The organism is Delftia sp. 11MD (genome assembly GCF_050907895.1).
Classification (GTDB): Bacteria; Pseudomonadota; Gammaproteobacteria; order Burkholderiales; family Burkholderiaceae_C; genus Comamonas; species Comamonas tsuruhatensis.
This window is the reverse complement of the sequence record NZ_CP194333.1, coordinates 5951208-5977039: the sequence shown is the minus strand read 5'-3', so window position 1 is coordinate 5977039 and position 25832 is coordinate 5951208. Positions and strand designations below refer to the sequence as shown.

At 68.0% G+C, this 25832-nt stretch carries 19 protein-coding genes; 11 read left to right on the top strand and 8 right to left on the bottom strand.

The features are described 5' to 3' along the window. Positions 1-21 precede the first annotated feature (21 nt). Positions 22-1788, bottom strand: coding sequence for a phosphoethanolamine transferase (locus ACRSCF_RS27350; RefSeq protein WP_244387578.1), 1767 nt, complete (start codon positions 1786-1788; stop codon positions 22-24). Positions 1789-1935: 147 nt separating this feature from the next. On the opposite strand from ACRSCF_RS27350, the gene ACRSCF_RS27345 reads away from it, so the two are divergent. Together ACRSCF_RS27345 and ACRSCF_RS27340 are read left to right on the top strand one after the other, a co-directional pair. Next, on the top strand, positions 1936-2610 hold the full coding sequence (locus ACRSCF_RS27345) for a response regulator (RefSeq protein ID WP_016446608.1): 675 nt from the start codon (positions 1936-1938) through the stop codon (positions 2608-2610). Beyond that, the gene (locus ACRSCF_RS27340; protein ID WP_043789275.1) at positions 2603-4030 is read left to right on the top strand and encodes an ATP-binding protein; all 1428 of its coding nucleotides are present in this window, start codon (positions 2603-2605) and stop codon (positions 4028-4030) included. The genes ACRSCF_RS27345 and ACRSCF_RS27340 overlap by 8 nt, the downstream gene beginning before the upstream one ends. On the opposite strand, the gene ACRSCF_RS27335 is transcribed toward ACRSCF_RS27340, so the two are convergent. Further along, a complete protein-coding gene (locus tag ACRSCF_RS27335; protein ID WP_034368213.1) occupies positions 3982-5271 on the bottom strand; it encodes an aminopeptidase in 1290 nt (429 codons plus the stop codon). The genes ACRSCF_RS27340 and ACRSCF_RS27335 overlap by 49 nt on opposite strands. A gap of 22 nt (positions 5272-5293) precedes the next feature. Here ACRSCF_RS27335 and ACRSCF_RS27330 point away from each other — a divergent pair, with 22 nt between their 5' ends. The 3 genes from ACRSCF_RS27330 to ACRSCF_RS27320 are packed head-to-tail and all read left to right on the top strand — an operon-like array spanning position 5294 to position 7618. Beyond that, the gene (locus ACRSCF_RS27330; RefSeq protein WP_016446605.1) at positions 5294-5902 is read left to right on the top strand and encodes a hypothetical protein; all 609 of its coding nucleotides are present in this window, start codon (positions 5294-5296) and stop codon (positions 5900-5902) included. Positions 5903-5926: 24 nt separating this feature from the next. Then, a complete protein-coding gene (locus ACRSCF_RS27325; protein WP_016446604.1) occupies positions 5927-7255 on the top strand; it encodes a class I SAM-dependent methyltransferase in 1329 nt (442 codons plus the stop codon). Between the two features lie 33 nt (positions 7256-7288). Continuing rightward, complete coding sequence (locus tag ACRSCF_RS27320) at positions 7289-7618, top strand: DUF1840 domain-containing protein (protein WP_016446603.1); 330 nt, start codon at positions 7289-7291, stop codon at positions 7616-7618. 22 nt (positions 7619-7640) lie between these two features. Here the strand turns inward: ACRSCF_RS27320 and ACRSCF_RS27315 are convergent, their stop codons facing one another. Next, a complete protein-coding gene (locus tag ACRSCF_RS27315; RefSeq protein WP_324622799.1) occupies positions 7641-8129 on the bottom strand; it encodes an aldo/keto reductase in 489 nt (162 codons plus the stop codon). Positions 8130-8279: 150 nt separating this feature from the next. Here ACRSCF_RS27315 and ACRSCF_RS27310 point away from each other — a divergent pair, with 150 nt between their 5' ends. After that, positions 8280-11195, top strand: a complete 2916-nt coding sequence (locus ACRSCF_RS27310; RefSeq protein WP_003049965.1) for a Tn3-like element IS1071 family transposase — start codon at positions 8280-8282, stop codon at positions 11193-11195. Positions 11196-11307: 112 nt separating this feature from the next. Here the strand turns inward: ACRSCF_RS27310 and cas3f are convergent, their stop codons facing one another. From cas3f to ACRSCF_RS27285, 5 genes are all read right to left on the bottom strand, one after another. Then, on the bottom strand, positions 11308-14613 hold the full coding sequence (gene cas3f / locus ACRSCF_RS27305; RefSeq protein ID WP_324622798.1) for a type I-F CRISPR-associated helicase Cas3f: 3306 nt from the start codon (positions 14611-14613) through the stop codon (positions 11308-11310). Next, positions 14610-15632: a type I-F CRISPR-associated endonuclease Cas1f gene (gene cas1f, locus ACRSCF_RS27300; protein WP_244387567.1), complete on the bottom strand. Its 1023-nt coding sequence runs from the start codon at positions 15630-15632 to the stop codon at positions 14610-14612. Before cas1f ends, cas3f begins: the two co-directional genes overlap by 4 nt. 116 nt (positions 15633-15748) lie before the next feature. Then, positions 15749-17524: a dipeptidase gene (locus tag ACRSCF_RS27295; protein WP_034366819.1), complete on the bottom strand. Its 1776-nt coding sequence runs from the start codon at positions 17522-17524 to the stop codon at positions 15749-15751. A 122-nt stretch (positions 17525-17646) separates the two neighbouring features. Next, entirely contained in the window at positions 17647-18117 is a 471-nt protein-coding gene (gene dtd / locus ACRSCF_RS27290; RefSeq protein ID WP_034366821.1) for a D-aminoacyl-tRNA deacylase, read from the bottom strand. Then, complete coding sequence (locus ACRSCF_RS27285) at positions 18114-19124, bottom strand: cation diffusion facilitator family transporter (protein ID WP_034366824.1); 1011 nt, start codon at positions 19122-19124, stop codon at positions 18114-18116. The genes dtd and ACRSCF_RS27285 overlap by 4 nt, the downstream gene beginning before the upstream one ends. A gap of 86 nt (positions 19125-19210) precedes the next feature. On the opposite strand from ACRSCF_RS27285, the gene ACRSCF_RS27280 reads away from it, so the two are divergent. The 5 genes from ACRSCF_RS27280 to ACRSCF_RS27260 all read left to right on the top strand — a co-directional run bounded on the left by ACRSCF_RS27280 (position 19211) and on the right by ACRSCF_RS27260 (position 25831). Next, positions 19211-20749, top strand: a complete 1539-nt coding sequence (locus tag ACRSCF_RS27280) for a sensor histidine kinase (protein ID WP_244387569.1) — start codon at positions 19211-19213, stop codon at positions 20747-20749. Beyond that, a complete protein-coding gene (locus ACRSCF_RS27275) occupies positions 20746-21387 on the top strand; it encodes a response regulator transcription factor (protein ID WP_034366827.1) in 642 nt (213 codons plus the stop codon). The genes ACRSCF_RS27280 and ACRSCF_RS27275 overlap by 4 nt, the downstream gene beginning before the upstream one ends. 157 nt (positions 21388-21544) lie before the next feature. Continuing rightward, positions 21545-22048: a GlcG/HbpS family heme-binding protein gene (locus tag ACRSCF_RS27270; protein ID WP_026062812.1), complete on the top strand. Its 504-nt coding sequence runs from the start codon at positions 21545-21547 to the stop codon at positions 22046-22048. 210 nt (positions 22049-22258) lie between these two features. After that, on the top strand, positions 22259-24331 hold the full coding sequence (locus ACRSCF_RS27265; RefSeq protein ID WP_432675162.1) for a putative bifunctional diguanylate cyclase/phosphodiesterase: 2073 nt from the start codon (positions 22259-22261) through the stop codon (positions 24329-24331). Between the two features lie 3 nt (positions 24332-24334). After that, positions 24335-25831, top strand: coding sequence for an AMP nucleosidase (locus ACRSCF_RS27260; RefSeq protein WP_016446546.1), 1497 nt, complete (start codon positions 24335-24337; stop codon positions 25829-25831). The last annotated feature ends 1 nt before the right edge of the window (position 25832 follow it).

Here is a 25832-nt window from a genome sequence, read left to right as displayed (position 1 = left end):
GCGGCTGCGCCCCCCGCCCGCTCAACTGCGGCAGCCGGCCAGCGCGTCCAGCGGCTTCTGGTAGGTGGGGCTGGTCACGTCCAGCAGGCCCAGGGTGGTGTGGTAGAGGTTGTCGTGCGACAGCGGCGCGTCCAGCTGGCCGCGCACGCAGCGCTCGGACACGCCGGTGCGCTGGCCCAGGTTGCCCAGCCAGGCGATCATGGGAATGTGCTTTTGCTCGTCGGGCGCCATGGCGTAGGGCATGCCGTGCAGGTAGATGCCCATCTCGCCCAGCGACTCGCCGTGGTCGGACATGTAGACCATGCCGGTCTGGTAGCGCGATTGCTGGCGCGTCAGCCAGTCGATGGTCTGCGACAGGAAATGGTCGTTGTAGCGGATGGAGTTGTCGTAGACATTGACCACCTGCTCGCGCGTGCAGCTGGACAGCGCGTTGGTCAGGCATTCGGGCTGGAAGACCTTGGTCTCGGGCGTGGAGCGCTTGTAGTAGGCCGGGCCGTGGCTGCCCATCTGGTGCATGACCAGCACCACGCCGCGCTCGCGGCGCTCGCGCGGCAGGGCGGCGATGCGTTCGTCGATGCCGCTGAGCAGGATGCCGTCCAGGCATTCTCCATCGCTGGAACACAGCGCCTTGCCGTCGGGCGTGTCCAGGCGGTCGGCGGTGCTGGCGTTGGGAATGCGGTCGCACACTCCCTTGCAGCCGGCCTGGTTGTCCAGCCACAGCACGGCCAGGCCGGCGCTGTACAGCACGTCCACGAGGTTGTCGTAGTCCACCTTGCTCTTGTAGAAGCCGGTGCGGCCCAGGTGCGAGAACATGCAGGGCACGGATTCGCGCGTGCTGGTGCCGCAGGAGGTCACGTTGCTCCAGTTGAGCACCTGGCGCCTGGCCAGCTCGGGCGTGGTGTCGCGCGCATAGCCGTTCAGGCCCCAGTTGGCGGCGCGCGCCGTCTCGCCCACGACGATGACGAACAGCGGCGGCTTGCGCTCGGCCGCATAGGTGGCCCCCAGCGTGGCGCCGGCCGCGATGCTGGCAAACGGGCGCTTGGGCCGCAGGATGGGCTTGAGCACCGCATCCAGCGAGGCCAGCACCGGGCTGACCGGATTGAGCATGTGGCGCATCCACAGGTTGTTGCGGACCACGGGCGCCAGCTCGCGGTACGAGACAAAGACCGAGGCCGCCAGCAGCAGCACCGAGGCGGCCAGCAGCGCCAGCGTGCGCAGCACGGTCTGCATGCCGCGGCGCGGGCGGATGACGCGCAGCCGCAGCAGCCAGGCCGTGGGCAGGCCGGCCACCAGCAGCAGCTGCAGCAGCAGCTGGGGGTTGAACAGGTCGCTGCTCTCGCGCAGGTCGGTCTGCAGGATGTTGTTGATCATGCCGCCGTCCATCACCGTGCCGTAGGCGGTCATGAAGTACTGGGCCGCGCCGGCAATCCAGGGCAGGGCAATCCACAGCGGCTTCATGCCGCGCGGCCAGGCCGTCAGCGACAGCAGCAGCAGCAGGCCGCCCAGGCCCAGGGGCAGCAGCCGCAGCACCAGGGCGGCCAGGCTGCCGTCATAGCCTTCCAGGTGGGGCAGGCGCCGCCACAGCGCCCAGTTGGCGGTGGCCAGCAGCCACAGCGCCAGCACCAGGGCCACGGCCTGGGGCGAGCGCGGTGCGCTCCAGGCCCTGCGCAGCCGCGCCACGAGGCTGGCGGGGGCCGCCTGGGCAGGCTGGGCAGAAGATGGGGCCGGGGCTTGGCCGGTGCCGGAGGAGCCGGCAAAGGGGGGGCGGGCGAGCAGGCGTTCTGACATGGCCGCGAGCGTAGAATTCGCAGCTTAAGAACATCTGAACCCGACGTTCAGACTCCGTTCAGCTTGAACCCCTGCCGCCCCCCCTTGCGCCACGCTTGTTCCGTCCGTATCCGGTGCGCATCCTGATGTGCGAAGGCCCAACCTCCCATGCGAATCCTGCTGGTCGAAGACGATGAGGCCCTGGCCCAGGCGGTGGGCAGCTATCTGCGCTCCAAGGCCTTTCTGATCGACAGCGTGCCCTCGCTGGCCCAGGCGCGCGCCTGCCTGGCCGGTGCCAGCTACGCGGCCGTGCTGCTGGACCTGCACCTGGCCGACGGTGACGGCCTGGCGCTCATGCCCACGCTGCGCCGGCTGGCGCAGCCTCCCGTCACCATCGTGCTGACGGCCCGCGACCAGGTCAGCGATCGCATCCGCGGGCTGGACGCGGGGGCCGACGACTATCTGGTCAAGCCCTACGACCCCGAGGAACTGCTGGCCCGCCTGCGCGCCGTGAGCCGGCGCGGCGGTGGCATGCAGGCCGGGCAGGACGCCGTGCTGCGCATGGGCACGCTGGAGATCGACCTGGCCCGTGAAATGGTGCGCGACGCCGGCCGCACCCTGCTGCTCACGCCCAAGGAATGGGCGCTGCTGCGCGTGCTCACGGCCCAGCCGCAGCGTGTGCACGCGCGCGAGCATCTGCTCGATGCGCTCTACGGCTTCGATGCCGAGGCCGACAGCAACACGCTGGAAGTGTTCATCAGCCGGCTGCGCCGCAAGCTCGGGCGCGACCGCATCCTGACCGTGCGCGGCACCGGCTACCGCCTGGCCCTCGAGCATGGATGAGCCGCAGCGCTACAGCCTGGCGCTGCCGCCCCGTCTGGCCGACCAGCTGGCCCGCGAGCTGACACTGGCCCTGGCCGCCGTCTGGCTGGCCTGCGTGCTGGCGCTGGCCTGGTATGTCAGCCACATCGTGCACCACAACTTCGACCAGGAAATGATCGACAGCGGCCACCGCCTGCTGGAGGTGGCCGTGCACCAGCTGGAACAGGAAGACCACTCGCGCGAGGGCGTGCAGCGCCCGCATGTGGCCTCGCAGCCGGGCGACGAGGCCGAGGATCTGGTCTACCAGCTGCAGGACGGCCGCGGCAACGTGCTGCTGCGCACCCAGGCCGCCCCCGTGGCGGCCTTTGCCGTGCCCATGCGCGAGGGCTTCTACGAGCGCGAGGGCTGGCGCATCTATGTGGTGGCCCATCCCCGGCAGCCGCTGTTCCTGATGCTGGCCGATCCCATGGTCGAGCGCAGCGAGGCGCTGCAGCGGGCGCTGCTGGCGCTGGGCTCGGTGATGCTGGTCATGCTCGCCCTCATGGGCTGGGCGCTGCGCGTGACCGCGCGGCGGCGCCTGCGCGTGCTGCGCGACATGCAGCTGCAGCTGAGCGAGCGCGGCGGCTCCAACCTGGAGCCGCTGGACCTGGACGCCATGCCGCGCGAGCTGTGGCGGCTGGGCCGGGGCATCAACCACCTGATGCAGCGCCTGTCGCATGCGCTGCAGGTGGAGCGCTCCATGGCCGCCAATGCGGCCCACGAGCTGCGCACGCCGCTGGCCGTGGCCACGCTGCGCCTGCAGACGGCCCTGGACCGTGGCGTGGACAACGCCGACGTGCGGGCCGCGCACGAGGCGCTGGAGCGGCTGAGCCAGCGCACGGAAAAGCTGCTGCAGCTGTCGCGCGCGGCCTCGGGCTCGGCGCTGGCGCAGGACGATGTGCGGCTGGATACGCTGGCCAGCATGGTGGCCTCCGAGTTCTGGCAGCAGGACGAATCCACCCAGCTGCGGCTGGACGTGGTGCTGCCCGAGCAGCCCTGCGGGCCGGTGGCGGGCGACGTGGACACGCTGGCCATTGCCTTGCGCAACCTGGTGGAGAACGCGCTGCGCTACAGCGATGGCTCGGAGGTGCTGCTCGAAGTCTGCGACAGCCATACCGTCCAGGTGCGCGACGAGGGGCCGGGCATGGACGCCGTGGCGCTGGGCACCGCGCGCGAGCGCCATGTGCGCCATGTGGACGATCTGCGCCTGCCCCAGGGCGCCGTGCGCGAACTGGCATCGCCGGGCTATGGCCTGGGCCTGTCCATCGTGTCCATGATCGTGGCCCAGCACGGCGGCAGCCTGCAGCTGCAGTCGCCACCGCCTGGCAGCTCCAGCGGCCTGCTGGCACGCATTCAGTTGCCGGGGCGCGATCCGTCCGCGGATCCCGACGCCCCGGCCTGAGCCGGGGCGCAGGCAGACGGCAGGGGCGCATCGGCCGGCATGTGCCTGCACAGCCTGGCGTTGCGCTGCGCTGCGGGCAGGGCGGCCAGCTGCCGCACCTCGGCATAGAAACGCTGCCAGCCCTGGATTGCCTCGTTGCCGGGCTGGGCCTGGGCCGGAGCTTGGGTCTTTGCTTGGGCCTGGGCCTGGTGCCACAGCGCGGTGAAGGCCGGCACCCAGTCGTCATAGGCGGCCAGCGCGCCGAAGCTGGCGTTGTTGGCATCGGCCACCCATTGGTCCAGCCGGGCCTGGTGGCGTTCGTAGAACTGGCGCTGCGCGTCGGTCGTCAGCAAGGCTGCATCGGCGCTGCGCCATTGCGCACGCAGCGCAGCGTAGTCGCTGCGCAGCTGCTGGTAGATCTGCGCCTTGGCCTGCTGCATGGCGGGGCCGCGCTGCTGCGGGTCCTGGTACAGCTGCTGCAGCGCCTGGCGCGTGCGCCCGGTCAGTGCCCGCCACTGCGTACGCCGCAGCTGGCTGGACTCCCAGCGCGCGCGGGCGGCTGGGCCGGCCTCGGTGGCCAGCCACAGCGTTGCGCCCAGGCGCTCCACGGTGGTGGCAAAGGATTCGTTGAAGGCGGTATCGCCGGCCACGTAGACCACCTGGTGGGCCAGCTCATGGAACAGCAGGCCGGCGAACTCGCCCTCGCCCCAGCCCACGAAGGTGTTGAGCAGCGGATCGCCCCCCAGCCAGTTCAGGTAGCCCAGCGTGGAATAGGCGGGCACGCCGTAGCTGCCGGACTCCAGGCCCTGGTCGGCCAGCAGCCGGGCCTGGGCCACGGCGTCTGCCTCGGAAAAGTAGCCCCGGTAGCCCACGCAGCCGGCCACGGGAAAGCACCAGCGGTGCAGCTCCAGGCTGTCGGGCGGCGCGGCCACCACGTTCCACACGGCAAAGGGCCGCTGCAGATCGGCGTAGCGGCGGTAGCTGGCGTTGTCGGGCAGGCCCAGCCGTTGCACGGCGAAGCTGCGCATGCGCTGGGCCGCAAGCAGGCGCTCGCGCAGCGCGGGTGCCAGGTTGTCGTCCTGCAGCCAGTCGTCAATGGGGCGGCTGGCCTGCAGCAGGTGTATCTGGCCGCGCAGGCTCTGCCAGTAATAGCCCAGGCCGTCGCCGCCGGCCCCCGTGCTGGCACAGCCGCCCAGCAGCAGGCCTATGCCCGCCAAAATCGCGGGCAGGCCGCGCCTGACTACACTCAAGCCTTCACGCACCCTTGGCCCCCTTGCTGCTTTCATGGACTTCTTCACGCTGGCGATCATTGTCTTCATCGCAATCTACCTTCTCAAGACGCAGGAGCAGCGCCGGCATACCCTGCTGCTGGCCCAGTATCTGGGGCGTTTCCAGATAGAGAAGCTGATGGGCGGCCTGATCGAAGGCTATCTGCGCGCCCTGGGCGAGAACGACGAGCAGCGCCGCGCCCAGATCTGGACCGTGCTGGACAACACCGAAACCAGCCTGGTCGAGCAGTTCCAGCGCTTTGCCAAGGAAATGGCCTCGGCCGATCCGCAGCTCACGCGCGTGAGCACGCTGCCCGTGGCGCTGCCCTATCTGGACCGGCTGTTCCCGTCGTCCGGCTTCGATCTGCGCGAAGCCATGCAGCTGCATGCGCGCGGCATTGCCTCCGTGCGCGTGGCCGACAGCGCCACCGAGGAAGAACGCCGTGCGCGCGCCTTCATGATGACGGCCGAGCTGTTGCTCATGCAGTACACCTGTCATTGGTTTTGCAAATCGCGCGCCGTGGCATCCCTGCGGCTGGTCGCACGGCACAAGACGCCCTTCGAGCAAGTGCTTGCTTCGGTGAGTGACCAGACACGGCGCGACTACAGGCAGCTGATCGCCTGATCGCCCCTTCTGTGGCGGGGCGCCATGCCCCGCCATGCACAGCCCAGGCTGCGATTGACGCAGTGCGGCTTGCTGTCAAAAATGAACGCCATGACACAAGTGCTGAGCTCCATCGAGGCGCGGCTGGCGTCTCTCCCTGTTCCCGTGGCCGTGATCCTGCCGTCCGGCCAGCGCGCCGGTCCTGCGGATGCGCAGGTGGTGCTGCATTTCCAGTCCATGGCGGCCATGGCCAGCCTGGCGGCCGGGCAGATAGGGACACTGGGCAGTGCCATCGTGGAGGGGCTGGTACGCATCGATGGCCGCATGCGCGACGTGATGGCGGTGGCCGCCAGCCTGCTGCAATCCGATCCGGTGCGCGGCACATCGCACTGGTGGGTGCATGCCATGGCCCGCATGCGCTCCATGGCCGCGCACACGCTGGCGCGCGACGCCCAGCAGATCCAGTTCCACTACGACATCTCCGACGACTTCTACGGCCTGTGGCTGGACCCGCGCCGCGTCTATTCCTGCGCCTACTTCCGCGATCCGCAGATGACGCTGGCCCAGGCCCAGGAGGCCAAGCTCGACCACATCTGCCGCAAGCTGGACCTGCGGCCCGGCGAGCGTTTCCTGGACATCGGCGCGGGCTGGGGCGCGCTGCTGCTGTGGGCGGCCGAGCATTACGGCGTCACGGCCACGGGCATCACGCTCTCGCACAACCAGCACCGCCATGTGCAGCAGCTGATTGCCGAGCGCGGCCTGCAGGGCAGGGTGGACATGCAACTGCTGGACTACCGCGCGCTGGCGCCCGGCCAGCCCTTCGACAAGATAGGCTCGGTGGGCATGTTCGAGCATGTGGGCCAGGCCCAGCTGCCCGAGTACTTCCAGACCGTGCACCGCCTGCTGCGCCCGGGCGGCATGGCGCTGATCCACGGCATCACCGCAGGCGGCGTGGACAACACCCAGCTGGGCGCGGGCATGGGCGAGTTCATCGACCGCTACATCTTCCCCGGCGGCGAGCTGATGCATGTGAGCCGCGTGCTGCACGACATGGGCCACAGCGGGCTGGAAATGGTGGACACGGAGAACCTGCGGCCCCACTACGCACGCACGCTGTGGAACTGGTCCGACGCACTGGAAGCCCAGCTGCCGCAGGCGCAGCGTATCCTTGAGCAGCATGCCGATGCCGAAGGTGCCGCCAAGGTGCTGCGCGCCTACCGGCTCTATCTGGCGGGTTGCGCCATGGGCTTCGAGCGCGGCTGGATCGCCCTGCACCAGATGCTGTGCACGCATCCCGACGGACGGCTGCAGTCGGGGTCCATGGTGGGAGCCCAATCGGACTATGCTTTCAACCGCGAGTACATGTACCGCTGAGTGCATGACACGCCACACAGAAAAAGGATAGCCATGCTCTACAAGTTCAAGTCCCGTGCCACGGCCGACGTCATCATGCTCGAATCCAACGGCCGCCAGGTCCTGGAGATCGTCGGCAAGACGCCCGGCGCCAGCGGCATCATCACCGTCCAGCAGATCCCGGCCGCCATCGATGCGCTGGAAGCCGCCGTGGCCGATGACGATGCCCGCCGCAAGGCCAACCAGGAAGAGGATGCGCAGGATGGCGACCAGGACAATGCCGCACCGGGCGCACGCGATGCCGTCAGCCTGCGCCAGCGCGCTGCGCCCATGATCGACATGCTGCGCCGCAGCGCCGCCGAGAACAGCGACGTCACCTGGTAAGCCGGCGGCCCCCGCTGGCCCGTCAGGCGTTGATGCCCTTCATGCCTTCCTCCGTATAGCGCTGCCCGGCCACGGGCAGCTCGTCGCTGGCGCGCCGCAGCTCGTCCAGCTCGCCGGGCGTCAGTGCCACGGACAGCGCGCCCAGGTTGTCCTGCAGATGGGCGATGCGCCGGGTGCCCGGAATGGGCACCACGTCCGGCCCCTGGGCCAGCAGCCAGGCCAGGGCGATCTGCGCAGGCGTGCTGCCCTTGTGCTGCGCCAGGGCCGATACGGCACCCACCAGGGCCTGGTTGGTGTCGATGTTGCCGGGCTGAAAGCGCGGCAGGCTGGCGCGGAAATCGCCCTGCTCGAAGGCCGTGCCGCCATGAAAGCGTCCCGTGAGAAAGCCGCGCCCCAGCGGCGAATAGGCCACCAGCCCCACGCCCAGCTCGCGGCAGGCGGGCAGCACCTCGTCCTCCACCTCGCGCGTCCACAGTGAATACTCGGTCTGCACCGCCGCCACCGGGTGCACGGCATGGGGTCTCCTCGTTTTCAGTGCAATAAGTGACGGTACGCAAAGCTAGCACTGGCGCGGGGGTGGTCTGGGTAGACCGTTGATTTCATTGACTTTCCTGTTCGCTTTGTAAACGGGTATGGTGGCCTCCCACTTTTGAGGTTCACGATGCAGGGTTGGCACACAACGTTTTTGGGGATGCGTGGGCTCCCCCGCGATATCAGCGACTTCGAGATGAAGGCATTTTTCACCTTCGATGGTGCCGAGCGCGACGCAATCAATGCACGCCGAGGTGATTCCCACAAGCTTGGTCTGGCGCTCCATATTGGTTTCCTGCGCATGAGTGGGCGTTTGCTCGGTGCCTTTCGGGTAATTCCAGTAGCCTTGTGGCGCCACCTTGGCAACGAGCTTGGCATTGCAGCACCAGAAGTCGCCTCGCTGAGAGCCATGTATGAACGCGGGCGCACGCTATTCGATCACCAACAAGTAGCCTGCACGGTCCTTGGATTCCAGTGGATGAGCGAGCACCAGCGCCGCTCACTGGTACGTGAACTGCGCGACGAAGTGGCGCGCTGCGCCGACCGCGATCAGCTACTCGTGCGGGCGCGTCAATGGCTGTACAAGAACAAGCTGGTGATCGTGCACGAGCGGGCAATTCGGACACTGATTGCGGCGGCACTTGCCCAGCTTGAAGTTGAAACAGGCACCGCCATCGCCGCCAGCGTTGATCCAGCAACACTTGATCGCTGGCGAGCCTCAGTTTCAGAGCTGCGCCCAGATGGACAAACCCAGCAGAGTTGGCTATGGGCTGCACCGGCGAAACACTCAACCCGCCAAATCAGCGAGGTACTGGAGCGCATCGACCTGCTTTACACGCTGGACGTTCATAAGCACCTGGCAGACATCCCCGATCTCATCTTGCGCCGCTACGCGCGCCGACTTGTCTCCAGGCCGCCCTCAGCCGGAGCCAAGATCAAAGAGCCAGCGCGCACCGTGGAGGTCGCATGCTTTCTTCGGTATTGCCTGTTCACCACCACAGACCAGTTGATCCTTATGGTGCAGCGCCGGATCGCCGATCTGTGGCGTCAGGCTGCCGCCGATGTCCCCGCTACCGTCAATTGGGCCGCAATGTACAAAACGCTGCTCGGCGAACTTGTTGCCTTGAGCGCGCAAGGTGCGGTGCCAGATGCTGAGTTGCGTGCCCGTCTTGAAGCCTTGATCACCGAAACCCAGAAACGCAAACCACCGAGCAGGGCCTCCCTGGTCCGCGAGGGATTGATTGATGGAATTCGCCCCGTGCGGTCGTTGCTCGTCGCCATTGCAAAGCTGCCCTGGCAGGCCACCGGCGAGCATCCTGCCATCGAGTACCTTGCCAAGCTGCAAGCTTTATATCTCAAAGGATCCAGAAAGCTGCCAGTTGAAGTGGTGGCACCAAGTCTGGGAATGATCTGGCAGGTTTCGATCTCCAGCCCAGACCGGGAACGGGCGTTTCAGGCGTTGGAGGTGGCCACCCTGTTTGCCCTGCGCCGCGCGGTGCGCAATGGCTCGGTCTGGATTGAGCACAGCCTGAGCTTTCGGGGTCGTGCGCGCTTGTTCTTCACGGACGAGCGTTGGCAGGCAGAGTCCAAGAAACACTATGCCCGTCTATCGTTACCCAGCAAGGCTGCCACTTTCTTGAAGCCTTTGCTGGCCAGAGTAACTGCCGGTGTCGATGCGGTGGCCGCTGCAGCCCGCAGTGGCGTACTGCGCGTGGATGATGAACTCCATTTGTCGCCATTGCCCGCAGAGGACGAAGACCCAGAAGTGACCAAGCTGCGCGCGGCTTTGGATCACCGCATCGGTGAGGTTCAATTGCCGGAAGTGATTCTGGCCGTTGACGCCCAGGTGCGCTTTAGCTGGATCATGCTCGGACGTGAGCCGCGCTCTACCGACGAGCTGCTGATGGTCTATGCCGGCATCATGGCCCACGGCACCAGTCTGACTGCGGTCGAATGCGCGCGCATGATTCCGCAATTGTCTGCCACCAGCATTCGCCAGGCCATGCGCTGGGCGCGGGACGAACGGCGTCTGAGCCAGGCCTGCCAGGCTGTGCTGGAATTCATGCAGCGACACCCGATTGCCGCCACCTGGGGGCGGTCCGATTTGGCATCTTCTGACATGATGAGCATGGAGACCACCAAACGGGTGTGGCAAGCCCGGCTTGATCCTCGGCGCAACACACCTTCCATTGGAATCTACTCCCATGTAAAAGACCGGTGGGGCATCTTCCATGCGCAGCCCTTTGTGCTCAATGAGCGCCAGGCGGGCGTGGCCATTGAAGGTGTCATCCGCCAAGAAAAGCTGGAGACCAGCCAGCTTGCTGTGGATACCCATGGCTACACCGACTTTGCCATGTCACATGCCCGTTTGCTTGGTTTTGATCTTTGCCCGCGGTTGAAGGAACTCAAACAGCGCCACCTCTTTGTGCCACGCGGCACCAAAGTGCCCGCAGAAATCGCTGCGGTGTGCGAAGCCAATGTCGACGTCGCTTTGATCGAAAAGCATTGGGATAGTCTGGTGCACCTGGCAGCCTCGGTCATGAGCGGACATGCCAGTGCGGTGGCAGCTCTTGCGCGGTTCGGTTCTGCCGCCCAGGGCGATCCAATCTATGAGGCTGGCGTGCAATTGGGGCGGTTGCTGCGTACGGCGTTTTTGGCTGACTACTTTGTCAAGGACGCTTTCAGGAACGAGTTGCGCCGGGTGCTCAATCGGGGCGAGGCTGTTAACGCCCTCAAGCGCGCCATTTATACCGGCCGGATCAGCCCGGCGCAGGCCAAACGTGTCGATGAAATGCAGGCTGTGGCCGATGCGTTGAGCCTGATGGCCAACATCGTGATGGCGTGGAATACCTCACAGATGCAGGCGGTCCTGGATCGCTGGTCGAACCGCCGCCAGGTCATTCCACCGGAACTGATCGGGAAGATTGCGCCCACCAGGCTGGAGAGCATCAACTTGCGGGGTGTGTTTCGCTTCCCGGTTGACCGCTATGCTGACCAAATCCTGCCTTCGCGGCCAAATGCATCGATAACTGGCACCAATGGATGAAACCGACCACGGTTTGACGCCACGAATCGCAGATTTGAAAGTGAACAGGAAAGTCAATGAAATCAACGATCTACCAACACCACCTCCGCGCCAGTGCTAGCTTTTCGTACCGTCACTTATTGCACTGAAAACGAGGAGACCCCTGCACCAGCACATACAGCTTGTCACCCCGCCGCTGGCCATCGACCACGCCGTGCAGTTGCAGGCCCTCTTCCTCCTCGTCCGGCAGAAACACCACATCCACGCGCGGCAGCGGGTCGTAGCGGAAGCGCTGGAACTGCGGCAGCAGGCCCGTGAGCCAGAAGCAGGCTGGGCTGGCCCAGTGCAGGCTGGCGGCGCGCAGCACCGGCGTGGCATCCGGGCTGTCTGCGGGGCGCGGCAGCATGGTGTCGTGCATGCGGGCGTGTTCCAGGTCCACGAGGTTCCTGGCCGGGTGGAACTGCTCCCTGGCCACTTCGATGCGGGCGCGGGCATCCACGGGCCAGAGGGGCTCGCCCTTGGTGTGCTTGGCCAGCAGCGATTGCAGGTCATGCGAGCGCAGGTGGAAGTACCGCGCCGTGTCCGCCTTGTCATCCACCGGCTCCATCTCGAAACCCGGCTTGCAGAATGCCGCCCTGCCTGGATGCTCGAAAGCGCGCAGGTTGCTGTCCAGCACCCGCATGTTGGCCTCCTGCACCGCACCCGGCCGGTGACGCCGCACGCGTCCGGCCAGCTGGATCAGCGAGCGCATGGACGAGGGCTCGACCACGGCCCAGTCATAGTCATGGTCGCGGCCCACTTCGGTGACGGGGGAGCCGAGCACGATGAAGAGGTGATCGGCCTCATCGTTGGCATCAAGCAATGCGCGGATGGCCGGCCTCTGGAAGATGGGGTCTGCGCCGTCGGGGGAGCGGCGGTCCAGCACAGTGTCCAGGTGCCGCTCGATGCTGGAACGCGCCAGCAGCGGAAATTGCGAGTGGTAGACGCACAGGTGCACACGCACGCCCGGTGCAGGAGCGCCCTGGCCATACATGGCCAGGGCCACGTCGAACAGCGGTTCGATGTTGGCCATGCGGATGAGGCCGAAGCTCACGCGCTTGCCGCTGGCGGGATCGATGCCATGGTTGCCCGGCTGCTGGTGCAGCTGCCATGCATGCTCCAGCGCGATGCGCGCAAAATCCCGGCGCCGCGCGGCCGGGTCCAGCCCCTGCCAGCCGGCAGGCAGGGGAGCGATGGCAGCCAGGCGCCGCACCTCGGCCCGGGCGAGCTGGGCCACGCGCTTTTGCACAAAGCCTTCATGGCCTGTGCGAAACCCTGCGCCATCGGCGCAGTCCAGTGCCTGCTGGTGGAACTCGTCCACCCACAGGCAGCAGATGGCCACGGGCTCGCCGGGCCGCTCGCCGCGATGGCGCTGGAAGATCTCGCGCCCGGCGCGGTATGCCAGGTACAGCCCCTCCACCAGCGCTGGCGGCAAGGTGGCCGAGGACAGCAGCACGCGTGAGCCCAGCAGGCCTGCCCAGTGCACGAGCCGGGTGAGCGCGGGCAGGTCGGCCATGTCGAAATCATCGGGCTCGTCCAGTACGAGGTCGCCCGTCATGAGGCGCAGCATGGGCGCGATCTGGCGGCCGCCGCGCAGGCTTTCGGTGGCGGGCGTGAGGTGGTCCACGGTGCAGGCCAGCACGGGCGCGGCGATCAGCGAGCGCACCTGCGCATCGTCGGTCAGGCGCTGCAGCAGTGGGTGCTGGTCATTGCCGTCGAACAGGACTTGCCCGCCTTCGTCGAGCAGCGCCTGGCGCGAGGCCGAACCCGTGGCCTCGGCCTGCGCTTCCCAGTACTCGAACAGCGCGCGGCTGGCCGCGCCGCCGACCTTGATGGCGAGCTGGTCGTCGCCCAGGCCCAGGTCGTTCTGGAACACCCGCCCCGTCTGCAGCGTGAGCGTGCGCAGGCCGATGGCGAAGGCACAGCGCATGCCCACGCCCGGGTCGGCCAGCGCGTTCATGATGCGGGCATTGCCCAGCGTCTTGCCGCAGCCGGTGGAAGCCATGTTGACGATGAAGCCGCCCTGGCTGGCGGCCCGGTGGCGCACGCTGGCAGCCAGGTCGGCAGCCTTGTCCTGCCACTGGAAGCGCGCGTTGCTGCTGCGCTTCTTGAGGCCGCGATGGCTGCGCAGTGCCGGCAGGCTGCGCGCCAGCGTGGGCAGCGAGCGCGCCACCAGCGTGGCATGGGCCTGCACGCCAAGCAGGTGCTCGTCCAGCGTCTGGTTGAAAGCGGACGCGGCGCCTGGAACTGCACTCTTGCGCCGGGTGTTGGCGTACAGCGGATAGCCCGCGTTGCGGAAAGGCTGGCGGCGCGCTTCGTCCTCGATGCTGGAGTAGTGGTGGTCGGCCAGCATCAGGCACAGGCGCGAGAGGTGCAGCGTGAACGGATCGCCCAGGCTTGCAGCGTCAAGCGACCGGCCCGCCAACTCCTGCAGCTTGAGCGCATAGCGCGCCGCCTGCTTGCGCCAGGCGGCCGTGGCCACCGGAAGGCCCTGCGGGAAGTCCCAATGGGAGCGCACTTTCGCCGGGTCGGCTTTCTCGCGCGGCTCGTTCCAGTCGGCGCTGATGCACTGCAGCAGCTGCTCGATCTCATTGCTGTTGACGAAGCGCGGGCGCGCGCCGAAGCGGCACCATTGGCGGCGGTCGGGCTCCAGCTCGTCGTCGGACTCCTGCCGGCCTGCAGCGACCGGCATGCAGGGCAGCCGATGGTGTGTCAGAACCAGCCAGGCCACGGCGGTGGCCAGCGGCGGCAGCGCCTTGAACGGCAGAAGCTGGCTGGCCTGCGGCTCGTCCAGGCCATCGCGCAGAAGGCGGCCGCTGCGGTGATCCAGCCATTGCGCCTCAAAGGCCCGGGCGTCGGCAGCCTCATCCACACAGGCTGCCAGCCTTTGCAGCCATGCCGCGTCGCTGTCGCCGCCCACGAAAGCCTGGAACAGCCGCACCGACACCCATTCATGGCGGTAGTGGTTGCGCTCGCGCAGGCCCGGATTGTTCAGCCGTTCCTGGAATGCCCTGGTGGCCTTGCCCAGGTCATGCACCAGGGCCGCCAAAGCGGCCAGCGCCGTGATCAGTGGCAGGTGGTGCCAGTGGCTTTCATCTTCGGCGCGCAGCACGTTGCTGGCCGTGGTGTTGGTGGGCACGGCGCCTTCGGCGTTGAACTGGCGCCCGTCGCCTACGATCCACAGCAGTTCACTGTGGTCACGCCCGCGTATCCAGTGGCAGGCCACGGCGGTGTTCTTGCGCGCGCTCTGGCGCAGCAGCTTGCGCACGGTGTCGAGCCCGGCCGCCGTGATGGGCGTCTGCCAGGTGCGGTCGCCGCGCCGCTCGGCAAACTGGTCGAGGATGCGGCGCGTTTCGGTGAGGGCGCGCTTGCTGCACTGGGAGACGAAGAGCACGTTCATGTGCCGCCCTCCTGCACAGCGCCGGGCGTTGTGGGCGTGGTGGGCGCGCCGGCCATGCGCGCCGTGTCGACGGCAATGCGCTTGAGCGTGTCGATGATGAAGTCCAGCGATTCGCTGCGCGTAAGGGCCTCTATGCATTGGCGGCGAAATTGCGGCTCGTCGTCGCCGCGCATGGCCGACAGGAAGGCCTGGGGCAGGATGGCGGCATCCTTGACCAGGTCGGCCGCATCGAACACCAGGCCGCCGCGCCGCGTCTTGCCATGCAGAACGGCCAGGCCGTGGGGCAGGCCCAGCACCCAGGTGGCCGTGGCGCCCAGTCCGTAGGCCAGGTAGTTGCCATGGTCCAGATAGCGGTTGGCTGCATCGGTGCCGGTGCCGCGCTTGGCGCGCGTGAATTCGCCATATCCCACGGCGTCCACGGCGAGCTTGAACAAGGCCTTGGTTAGCCGTGCCTCATCGGTCAGCAGTGTCATGACATCGGGCGCATTGGCCATCAGCGCCGCAAATTGCTGCACCAGCGCCTTGAGGCGCTCCATGTCCACGGCAAAGCCGGATTCACGCAAGGCACGTGCACCCCATTCCTGCTGCAGCCGCTGCAATCGCAAAGCCTGCAATTGTTTGGCGGCATGCAGGCGCAGTTCATCGTCAAACCAGAATTGGACCCAGGCCTGCTGGTATTCAGTGGGGCGGTACTCGCTTTGCGGAGTGAGCCAGGCGACTTCAACGTCAACTTCATTGGCGCTGAACAAGGGCGTTCCACCGCCGCCGCAAAAGCCCACCAGCACCCCAGCCTTGGCCAGCTCCCGCATGGCCGCCTGCGTGATGGAGGTGCCGGTGCCCAGCAGGATGCTGGTGGTGTTGGCAATGGGAATATTCCAATACAGGCTGCGCTTGCCGGCATCGGTCACATATTCCACCCGCCCGCCATTGACCAGGACACGGCAGTGCTCAAGGTAATAGATGTTGGCGCGCTTGGAATGGAGAATGGTCTTGAGATCCTGGCCCTTGATATCCTGCATTGCAGCCTCCCGCAGGCAGTTGTATCAAATTGCCAATTCCCTTCAATGGCCTGTCCCAGGAACAAAAAAGGCGCCTTGCTTCCACAAGGCGCCTTTCTTTACATCCCAGTGAATGATCACTGCATCTGCTTCAGATTCCCGATGCGCACCAGCATTTCCGTGAACATCTGCATGTCGGCGCGCAGGTCGGGCAGTTCCTTGTATTCGAGCGCGTTGTGCGCCGTGTACTTCTTGCCGGGCATGGCGGGGCCGAAGTTGATGGCGTTGGGCATGAGCTTGGCCGTGGTGCTGCCGGCCGTGGGCACGGGCTTGGCGTCCAGGCCCGTGGTGTCGCCGAAGATGTTGAGCAGGGTGGACAGCCAGGCGCCCTTGGGATCGCGCGCCATCCAGTTGCCCTGGGTGTACTGCAGGGTGAGGGGAACCTTGGCGGCCTCGCTCCAGCGGGTGATGCGCTGCTCGACTTCGGTGCGCAGTTGCTCTGGCGTCTTGCCGCGCGGCATGCGCACGTTGGTGGTGACTTCGAGCTTGCCGTCTGCCGCCTTGATGAGGTTGGGCGACAGGGTCAGCGGGCCCATGAAGTCGTCGGCATAGGCAACGCCCAGCTGCTTGCCGAAGTAGTCGAGGCCGAAGGCGCCGTTGATGTAGCGCAGGGCGTTGCTGTAGGCATTGGGCTGGACCAGGGCCACGCCATCGGTGGGCATGAGCACCTGCTGCAGGAACAGCGTCAGGCGCGGCACGGGGTTGACGCCTTCCTCGGGGCGGGAGCCGTGGGCCGAGGTGCCCGTGACCTTGACGGTGGCCGTCGCGCCGCTGTGCTGTATGTCGATGGTGAACGGTCCGCCCTGCCCGGCATAACTGGTGGTGAAGTCACCCTTGGCCGCCTGCAGGCGCGCGGCGATGGCGGCAATGGCGGCTTCGTCGCTGGCCGTGATGGTGGCCGTGGCGGTCTGGGCAATGGCGTTGGCCGAGGCGGCGCCGGCCATGGCGGTGATGGCCGGGCGGGCGGGGTCGGTCTTCACGTCGTCGAACACGGCCTTGAGCGCGCCCGAGCCTTTTTCCGCGACGACGGCCGGGTACTTGCTGTCCAGCACGATGTTGTAGGCAGGCAGCGTGGTCTTGCCCTGGTAGTACTTCATGGCGTCGCCGCCGGTTTCCTCGGTGGTCTCGATCATGAGGCGTATGCCGCGCGACAGGGGCAGGCCGCTGTCCTTGACGGCCTTCATGGCGAACAGCACGGTGGCGATGGAGCCCTTGTCGTCGATGGTGCCGCGCCCGTAGAGCTTGTCGCCCACGCGCGTGACCTTGAAGGGGTCGATGGCCTGGCCGTCCAGCACCCATTCGGCGGGGACGACGGGGACGACGTCTGCATGGGTAAGGATGCCGAATTCATCGGTGCCCGCGTTCGTGGCGTTCGTGGTGTTCGCTGGCAGGGTGACTTCGAAGATGCGGTTGTCCACGTTGCGGTACTGCAGGCCGAAGTCCTTGGCCATCTGCTGCACCAGTTCGCCGAAGGCGAGGATGGCCGGGCTTTCGTGCGGCGGCACCTTGGGGTCGCGCACCGTGGGCAGGGCGACCATGCGCTCGATGCTGGCCAGCACGGCCCGCTCCTGCGTCAGCCGCGTGTACAGGCCCAGCAGGCGGGCGATGTGGTTGAGTTCATCCCCCGTGAGCGCGGCGCCTGCGGCATGGCGCTGCACGGCCTGGGCGATGGCAGGCTGCGCGGCCACGGCCTGCTTCAGGAAGCTGGCGAAGTCGGTGGGTGCCGGCTGCGCCTGGGCCAGCGCGTCCAGCGCGGGCTTCCTGAGGGTGTCGGCGCCGGCCGCGCCGCTCCACGCCAGGGCCATGCTCATGGCAAGGGCCAGGGTGGAGGCTTTGAACGGATGGTTCTTCATGGTCGTCGGTCTGTCGATGAATGCTGAGGCCGCAAGAATACGGGCTTTGCAGGCATGTTCCGGCCAGGCCGCGCTCGCAGATCGCGCCAGAATCCGCCCCAGAACAGCAGGTCTGCGGCGCGCTATGCCGCGGTGGCCGGAGCTATCGACAGCGGGATGGTCACGGGCCCGTCGTTGAGCAGGTGCACCTGCATGTCGGCCCCGAAGCGGCCCGTGGCCACGTCGGGATGCAGGGCGCGCGCCCGCTGGACGATGTAGTCGTACAGGCGCTCGCCCTCGGCCGGTGGCGCGGCGCGCGTGAAGCTGGGGCGGTTGCCGCCGCCGGTGTCGGCCGCCAGCGTGAACTGGCTGACAATGAGCAGGCCGCCGCAGGCGCCCTGCCCGTCCAGGTCCTGCACGCTGCGGTTCATCTTGCCCGCGTCGTCGGCAAATATGCGCAGCTTGAGCATCTTGGCCAGCAGCTTGTCGGCTTCGGCCTCGGTGTCGCCGCGCTCTGCGCAGACCAGGGCCAGCAGGCCAGGGCCTATGCTGCCGGCGACCTGGCCATCGATTTCCACGCGGGCCTGTTGCACGCGCTGCAGGATGCTGATCATGGTTCGGGGTTCGGTTTCTTGTCGGTGGATGGGGAAGAAGTGTCCGCCTGGCCTGCCGCCTCGATGGCGGCTTCCATGGCTGTCTGCATGCCCAGGGGCAGCAGCTCGATGCGCGCGTACAGGCCGGGCACGGCCTGCAGCAGTTCGGCCTCTATCTCGGTGCGCAGCCGGGCGGCGCGGGCCACGCTCCAGTCGCCGGGCACATGCATGTGCAGGTCGGCAAAGCTGCGCTCGCCGGCGCGCCGGCTGGAGATGTTGTCAAAGACCACGCCATGCGCGCGGTGCGCATGGCGGTCCAGAACGGCGTCGATGCGCAGGCGCTCGGGCGCGTCCAGGGCCTGGTCCATCAGGCCCTGGGAAGACTGCCAGACCAGTTGCGCGCCCTGCACGCAGATGTTGATCGCAACCCCGATGGCCACGGCCGCGTCCAGCCACAGCCAGCCTGTGAGCGCTGCGCCCATCAGGCCGATGACCACGCCGGCCGAGGTCCAGACATCGGTGAGCAGATGGCGGGCATCGCCCTCCAGCGCCATGGAGCGGTGCTGGCGCGCCGAGCGCAGCATGGCCACGGCCAGCAGGCCGTTGAGGGCAGAGCTGGCCACGGACAGCGCCAGGCCCCAGCCCAGCTGCTCCAGCGGCTGCGGGTTCCACAGCCGCGCCAGCGCCGCCCAGCCAATGGCCAGGCTGGCTCCGATGACCAGGATGCCCTCGAAGCCCGCAGAGAAGTACTCGGCCTTGTGGTGCCCATAGGGATGGTCGGTGTCCGCCGGCCGCTTGGCGATGGTGACCATGGTCAGCGCGAACACGGCGCCGGCCAGGTTGACGAAGGATTCGAGCGCATCCGACAGCAGGCCCACCGATCCCGTCAGCCACCAGGCCAGGGTCTTGAGCACGATGGTCAGCAGGGCCACGGCCACCGAGATGCGCAGCAGGCTGTGCGGCGCCATCCAGCCGGCCGCGGAAGCGGGGGCGGGAGCGTTGGCAGTAGAGGGAGTGGGTTCGGCCATGCTGCGCTGCGGTACGTAGGGGGGTGCTCCGGATTAGACCACCGCGTGCCCACCGCGTGCGCGAGCCGCATGACAGAATCCGCGCCATGAATGGATGGCAGCGATCAGCGGGGTGGGTGCTGGCCTGGGCCGTGGCCGCAGGCTGTGGCGCGGCCTGGCTGGCGCATGGGCGCCTGCAGTCGCTGCGCGAGGTCTTCGATACCGATGCCCGCATTGCCCACCGGCTGCTGAGCCAGCGCATGGTGCAGCACGACGCCATTCTGGGCACGCTGGCCCTGCTGCAGCCGCGCCAACCCGCATCCGGTCAGGCGCCATGGAGGCAGCTGCAGCGCCTGTATCCCCAGGTGCTGGATGTGGCGCGCCGCGCGGCCACCGCAGGCGAGTCCTGGCCCGAGACCTGGCCGCCCGGCATGGCCGAGGCCGAGCGCCGCTCCCAGGCCAGCGGCCAGGCCGAACTGGCCCTGGCCGACCTGGTCCGGGGCCGGCTGTACCTGGTGCAGGCCGGGCTGCCGGCCAGCTACGCGCTGCTGCTGGACCTGCGCGCCACGATTCCCGCCGACGAGTGGCCGCTGCCGCCCGCCACCAGCCCGGTGCGCGCATGGCTGGCCCTGGGCGGGCAGGAATTCGTGATCCAGCCGGGCCGGGCCGCCGCGCACGGCTGGAACACATGGTCGTGGGAGGTGAGCAAGACCCTGGCCTCGCCCAGCCAGCCTCTGGTGCTGTACCTGCGCCAGCCGCTGGACGCCACGGTGCTGCCCTGGACGGCCATGCTGGGCTGGGCCCTGGGCTGTGCGCTGGCCGTGGCCGGGCTGCGCACCCTGCTGCGTCAGCGCGTGGCCCGCCGCCGCGCCGAGCAATTGCTGCAGCTGGGCCAGGTGGCGCGGCTCAATACGCTGGGCGAACTGGCGGCCGGCATGGCGCATGAGCTGAACCAGCCGCTGACGGCCGTGCTGTCCAACAGCCAGGCCGCGCGCCGCCTGCTGGCCGAGGACCCGCCCGAGCTGGACGCCGCACGCCAGGCCATGGGGCAGGCTGCCGAGCAGGCCAAGCGCGCATCGGCCGTGGTGGGCAGGCTGCGCCGCCTGGTGGAGCGGCCGGGGCTGGCGCCCCAGGCCGAGCCGCTGGATCTGGGCCAGGCCGTTGCCGAGGCGCTGTATCTGCTGGAGCCCGAGCTGCGGCGCCGCCAGGTTCAGGTCATGGTGCAGGCCGCCGATCTGCCCGCCGCCCAGGCCGACCCCGTGGCGGTGCAGCAGATACTGCACAACCTGCTGGTCAATGCACTGCAGGCCATGGACGAGCAGCCGCCCGCAGCCCGCCATCTGCGGGTGGAGCTGGCACGCCGCGACAGCCGCCTGATGGTGGCCGTGCACGACAGCGGCCCCGGCGTGGCGCCCGAGATGCGCCAGCGCCTGTTCACCCCGTTTGCCACGGGCCGCGCCCAGGGCCTGGGACTGGGCCTGACGCTCAGCCAGAGCCTGGCCGAATCCATGGGCGGCAGCCTGGAGCTGGCCGCATCCGCCGCCACCCCGCCGCAAGGCGGGGCGCGCTTCGAGCTGCTGCTGCCTGCGGCCCATGGCCCGGCACCTGCCGCACCCAACGCCCCTCAGGAACCACTGACCCCATGACTGCCGCGCCCGCCCAAGACCTGTCCCCGCTGATCCATCTGGTCGATGACGACGAGGCCGTGCGCGACAGCCTGGCCCTGCTGATCGGCACCGTGGGCCTGCGCGTGCAGTGCTGGGCCGATCCGCTGGCCTTTCTCGACGGGGTGGACCGCCAGGGCATAGGCGCCATCGTGCTGGACGTGCGCATGCCCGGCATCGGCGGGCTGGCCCTGCTGGGCCGGCTGATGGAGCAGGGTGTGGACCAGCCCGTGATCATGCTCACCGGCCATGGCACGGTGGACATGTGCCGGCGCGCCTTCAAGGCCGGCGCGGCCGAGTTCCTGGAAAAGCCCGTGGACGACGAAGTGCTGATCGATGCGCTGCAAAGCGCCGTGCGCCAGCATGTGCAGTCGCGCGAACGCCAGCAGGCCGACCGCGATGCCCAGCAGCGCTTTGCGCAGCTTTCCGCGCGCGAACGCGAGGTGCTGGGGCTGATCGTGCAGGGCCTGACCAACAAGGAGATAGGCCGCAGCCTGGAGCTGTCGCCGCGCACGGTGGAAACGCACCGGGCCAACCTCTTCGCCAAGCTGGAGGCGCCCAGCCTGGCGCAGCTCATACGCCGCTACGCCAGCCTGGCCGATCCGGCGGCGGTCGCCTGAAGTTCCATCGCCGCGCCCAGCGCGCCTGGCTTCTCCGTATTTCTACGCAGCGGCGCGCGTAACCGTCCGAATGGTGCGCGGCGACGGCATTTTCTACAGTGCATGCATGCCGTCCGGGCTTGTGTCCCGGGCCGTCCTGACCCCCAAGGAGAAGACCATGCAACGCCGCACCACCAAGCTCGCCACCCTCGCCGCCCTGACCCTTGGCCTGATCGCCACCGCCGCGCAGGCCGATGCCGTGCGCACGGAAAAGAACATGTCGCTGGAGCTGGCCAACCAGATCGCCGCACGCAGCGTGGCCGCCTGCGCCGCCGACGGCCATGCCGTCACCGCCACCGTGGTGGACCGCGCCGGCACCGTGCGCGCCGTGCAGCGTGCCGACAATGCCGGCCCCCACACGCTGGAGGCCAGCCGCCTGAAGGCCTACACGGCCGCATCGGCCAAGAACAGCACGCTGGCCATCATGGAGGGCGCGCAGAAGAACCCCGGCGCCGCCAACCTGGTGAATATTCCCGGCTACCTGCTGCTGGGCGGTGGCCTGCCGGTGAAGGTGGGCAACGAGGTGATCGGCGCCGTGGGCATCGGCGGCGCGCCTGGCGGCCACCTGGACGACAAATGCGCCCAGGCCGCGCTGGGCCAGGTGCAGGAACTGCTCAAGTAAGGCGCCCGCAAGGGCTACCACACTGCGCCGCACCGCGCCCGGCCGCGCCTGCCCTTGATGCGGCGCTGCAAAAAAAAGACAGGCCGCCACGGCGGCCCCTGATGCCCGACAGCCGCACGCGCCCCCACGCGTCAGCGGCCGCTCACCCTCGCACAAGAGCGCTATCAAAATCTCTGCGATTCCGCTATAAATCCCCAGCGAGGGGGACGCATGCCAGAGAACATCGATGCGCAAGACACGGGGCCCGATGATGCGCTGTTGCGGCTGATAGCAGACACGGCTCCGGCCATGCTGGCCTATTTCGATGCGCGCACGCTGCGCCGCCGCTTCGCCAACATCAACTACGCACGCAATTTCGGCTTGACGCCCGCCGAGGCCGTGGGCAAGACCGTGCGCGAGATCGTGGGCGAGGCCGTGTGGCAGCTCATCGCGCCGCAGGTGGAGCGCGGCCTGCGCGGCGAGCATGTGCGCTACGAGCGCGAAGTGCCCCAGCCGGACGGCCCGCCGCGCCATATCGAGTCGCTGCTGATGCCGCACTTCGAGCAGGGCCGGCTGCAGGGCGCCGTGGTGCAGATCACCGACGTGAGCCACCACCACCATGTGGCGCAGAAGGTGCGTGACAGCGAAGAGCGCATGCGCAAGTTCACCGAGGTCACGACCGAGGCCATCGTCATGCACCGCGACGGCCTCATCATCGACGGCAACGAGGCCCTGTCCCGCCTGGCCGGCTACACGCTGGACGAGCTGATCGGCCGCCCCATCCTCGACTACATCTGCCCGGAATTCCGCCTCTACGCGCTGCAGTACATGCGCAGCGGCCGCGAGGACCGTTTCGATGGCGCCCTCCAGCACAAGGACGGCCACCGCATTCCCGTGGAGATCGAGGCCAAGACCATGCCGGCCGGGGGCAGGCCCTACCGCATCGTGCTGGTGCGCGACATCACGCTGCGCCAGCTGGCCCAGGAGCGCATGGACTTCCTGGCCCAGCACGACCAGCTGACTCAGCTGCCCAACCGGGTGCGCCTGATCCAGATGCTGCGCCAGGCGCTGTCGCTGGCCTCGGTCAAGCAGCGCACGCTGGCCGTGCTCCTCATCGACCTGGACCATTTCAAGACCATCAACGACTCGCTGGGCCACCAGGCCGGCGACCTGCTGCTGTGCGAGGTCGCCCAGCGCCTGCGCGGCAGCGTGCGCGCCCATGATCTGGTGGCGCGCGTGGGCGGCGACGAATTCGTGGTCGTGCTCACCGATGATCCCGATCCGCAGGAGACCGAGACCCAGGCCAGGCACCTGCAACGCATCATCGAGGCACCCTGCACCATCGACGGCACGCCGCTGGTGGTCTCGCCATGCATGGGCATCGCCATGTACCCGGGCGACGGAAAAAGCGCCGAGGAACTGCTCAACCGCGCCGAAAGCGCCACGCATACGGCCAAGGACAGCGGCCGGCGCAACCTGCAGTTCTACGCACCCGCCCACGGCGGCCAGGCCACCCAGATGCTGATGCAGGAGCAGCAACTGCGCGGCGCGCTGGAGCGCGGAGAGTTCGAGCTGCACTACCAGCCCCAGACCTTCACGGCCGATGGCCGGCTGGCGGGCTTTGAGGCCCTGGTGCGCTGGCGCCACCCGCAGCGCGGCCTGGTGCTGCCCGGCGAGTTCATCGGCTTTGCCGAGGCGCGCGGCCTGATCTCGGCCATAGACCACTGGGTGCTGCGCGAGGCCTGCCGCCAGGCTCGCCAGTGGCAGGACGAGGGGCTGCGGCCCGTACCCCTGTCCGTGAATGTCTCCGCGCTGGAATTTCGCCAGCGCAACATGGCGCGCGAGGTGGCCCTGGTGCTGGAGGAAACCGGCCTGGAAGCGCGCTGGCTGCACATCGAGCTGACAGAGTCCACGCTGATGCACACCAGCGGCCAGGTGCAGGACACCTTGCAGGCGCTGCAGGCCCTGGGCGTGGGCCTGGCCATCGACGACTTCGGCACCGGCTATTCCTCGCTGGCCTATCTGCGCCGCCACCCCATCAACCAGCTCAAGATAGACCGGTCCTTCATCGCCGACGTGCCCGATAGCGAGGACGACACGGCCATCGTCACCGCCATCGTGCAGATGGGCCACAGCCTGCATCTGGACATCGTCGCTGAAGGCGTGGAAACACCTGCCCAATTGGAGCTTTTGCGCGACCTGGGCTGCGGCATGATGCAGGGGTACCTTGTGGCGCCGCCCATGCCGGCCGACAGAGCGCGCGCCTGGCAGTTGCACAACAGTCATCCAGTCCAACGACAATAGCCCATGGTTTCGCTTCACAACCCCTCGCAGGCCTCACGGGCCGCAGCCACCTTGCACACCGACCCCCAGCGGGCCCTGGAGCACGTACAGCAGATCTACCGCGAGCAGATAGAGCACCTGCGCACGAACATGCAGCGCTTCGTCTCCGGTGAAACCCCGGCCGCCCCCGTCCACGCCTACTACCCCTTCGTGCGCATGCATACGGCCACCGTGTCACGCGCGGACACGCAGCTGGCCTACGGCTTCGTCGAGGGCCCGGGCACGCACGAGGCCACGCTCACGCGGCCCGACCTGTTCTCGCGCTACTACGCCGAGCAGTTCCGCCTGCTGATCAAGAGCCACGGCGTGCCGCTGGAAGTGGGCCTGAGCGACAAGCCCATCCCCATCCACTTCTCGTTTGCCGAGAACGACCACATCGAAGGCACGCTGTCGCGCGAGCGCCGGCAGCTGATGCGCGATGTGTTCGACCTGCCCGACCTCGAGGCCATGGACGACGGCATCGCCAACGGCACCTGGCGCCCCCAGCCGGGCGAGGCCCTGCCGCTGTCGCTGTTCACGGCCCCGCGCGTGGACTATTCGCTGCACCGGCTGCGCCACTACACGGGCACCCAGCCGGAGTGGTTCCAGAACTTCGTGCTGTTCACCAACTACCAGTTCTACATCGACGAGTTCATCCGCCTGGGCCACGCCGAGATGGCCCGGGAGGACAGCGAGTACGTGGCCTTCATCGAGCCCGGCAACGTGGTCACGCGCCGCACCGGCCTGCCGGCCCAGCCCAATGACGAGCTGGGCACGCCGCCGCCGCGCCTGCCGCAGATGCCGGCCTACCACCTGGTGCGCGCCGACCACAGCGGCATCACCATGGTCAACATCGGCGTGGGGCCGGCCAATGCCAAGACCATCACCGACCACATTGCCGTGCTGCGCCCGCACGCCTGGATGATGCTGGGCCACTGCGCGGGCCTGCGCAACAGCCAGCAGCTGGGCGACTACGTGCTGGCCCACGCCTATGTGCGCGAGGACCATGTGCTGGACGAAGAGCTGCCGCTGTGGGTGCCCATTCCCGCGCTGGCCGAGATCCAGCTGGCCCTGCAGCAGGCCGTGGCTGACGTCACGCAGATGGACGGGCCCGACCTCAAGCGCATCATGCGCACCGGCACCGTGGCCAGCACCGACAACCGCAACTGGGAGCTGCTGCCCAACAACCTGCCCCAGCTGCGCTTCAGCCAGAGCCGCGCCGTAGCGCTGGACATGGAAAGCGCCACCATCGCGGCCAACGGCTTCCGCTTCCGCGTGCCCTATGGAACGCTGCTGTGCGTGTCCGACAAGCCGCTGCACGGCGAGATCAAGCTGCCCGGCATGGCCAACCACTTCTACCGCGAGCGCGTGGACCAGCACCTGCGCATCGGCATGCGCGCCATCGACATCCTGCGCGAGGGCGGCACCCAGCGCCTGCACAGCCGCAAGCTGCGCAGCTTCGCGGAGGTGGCGTTCCAGTAGC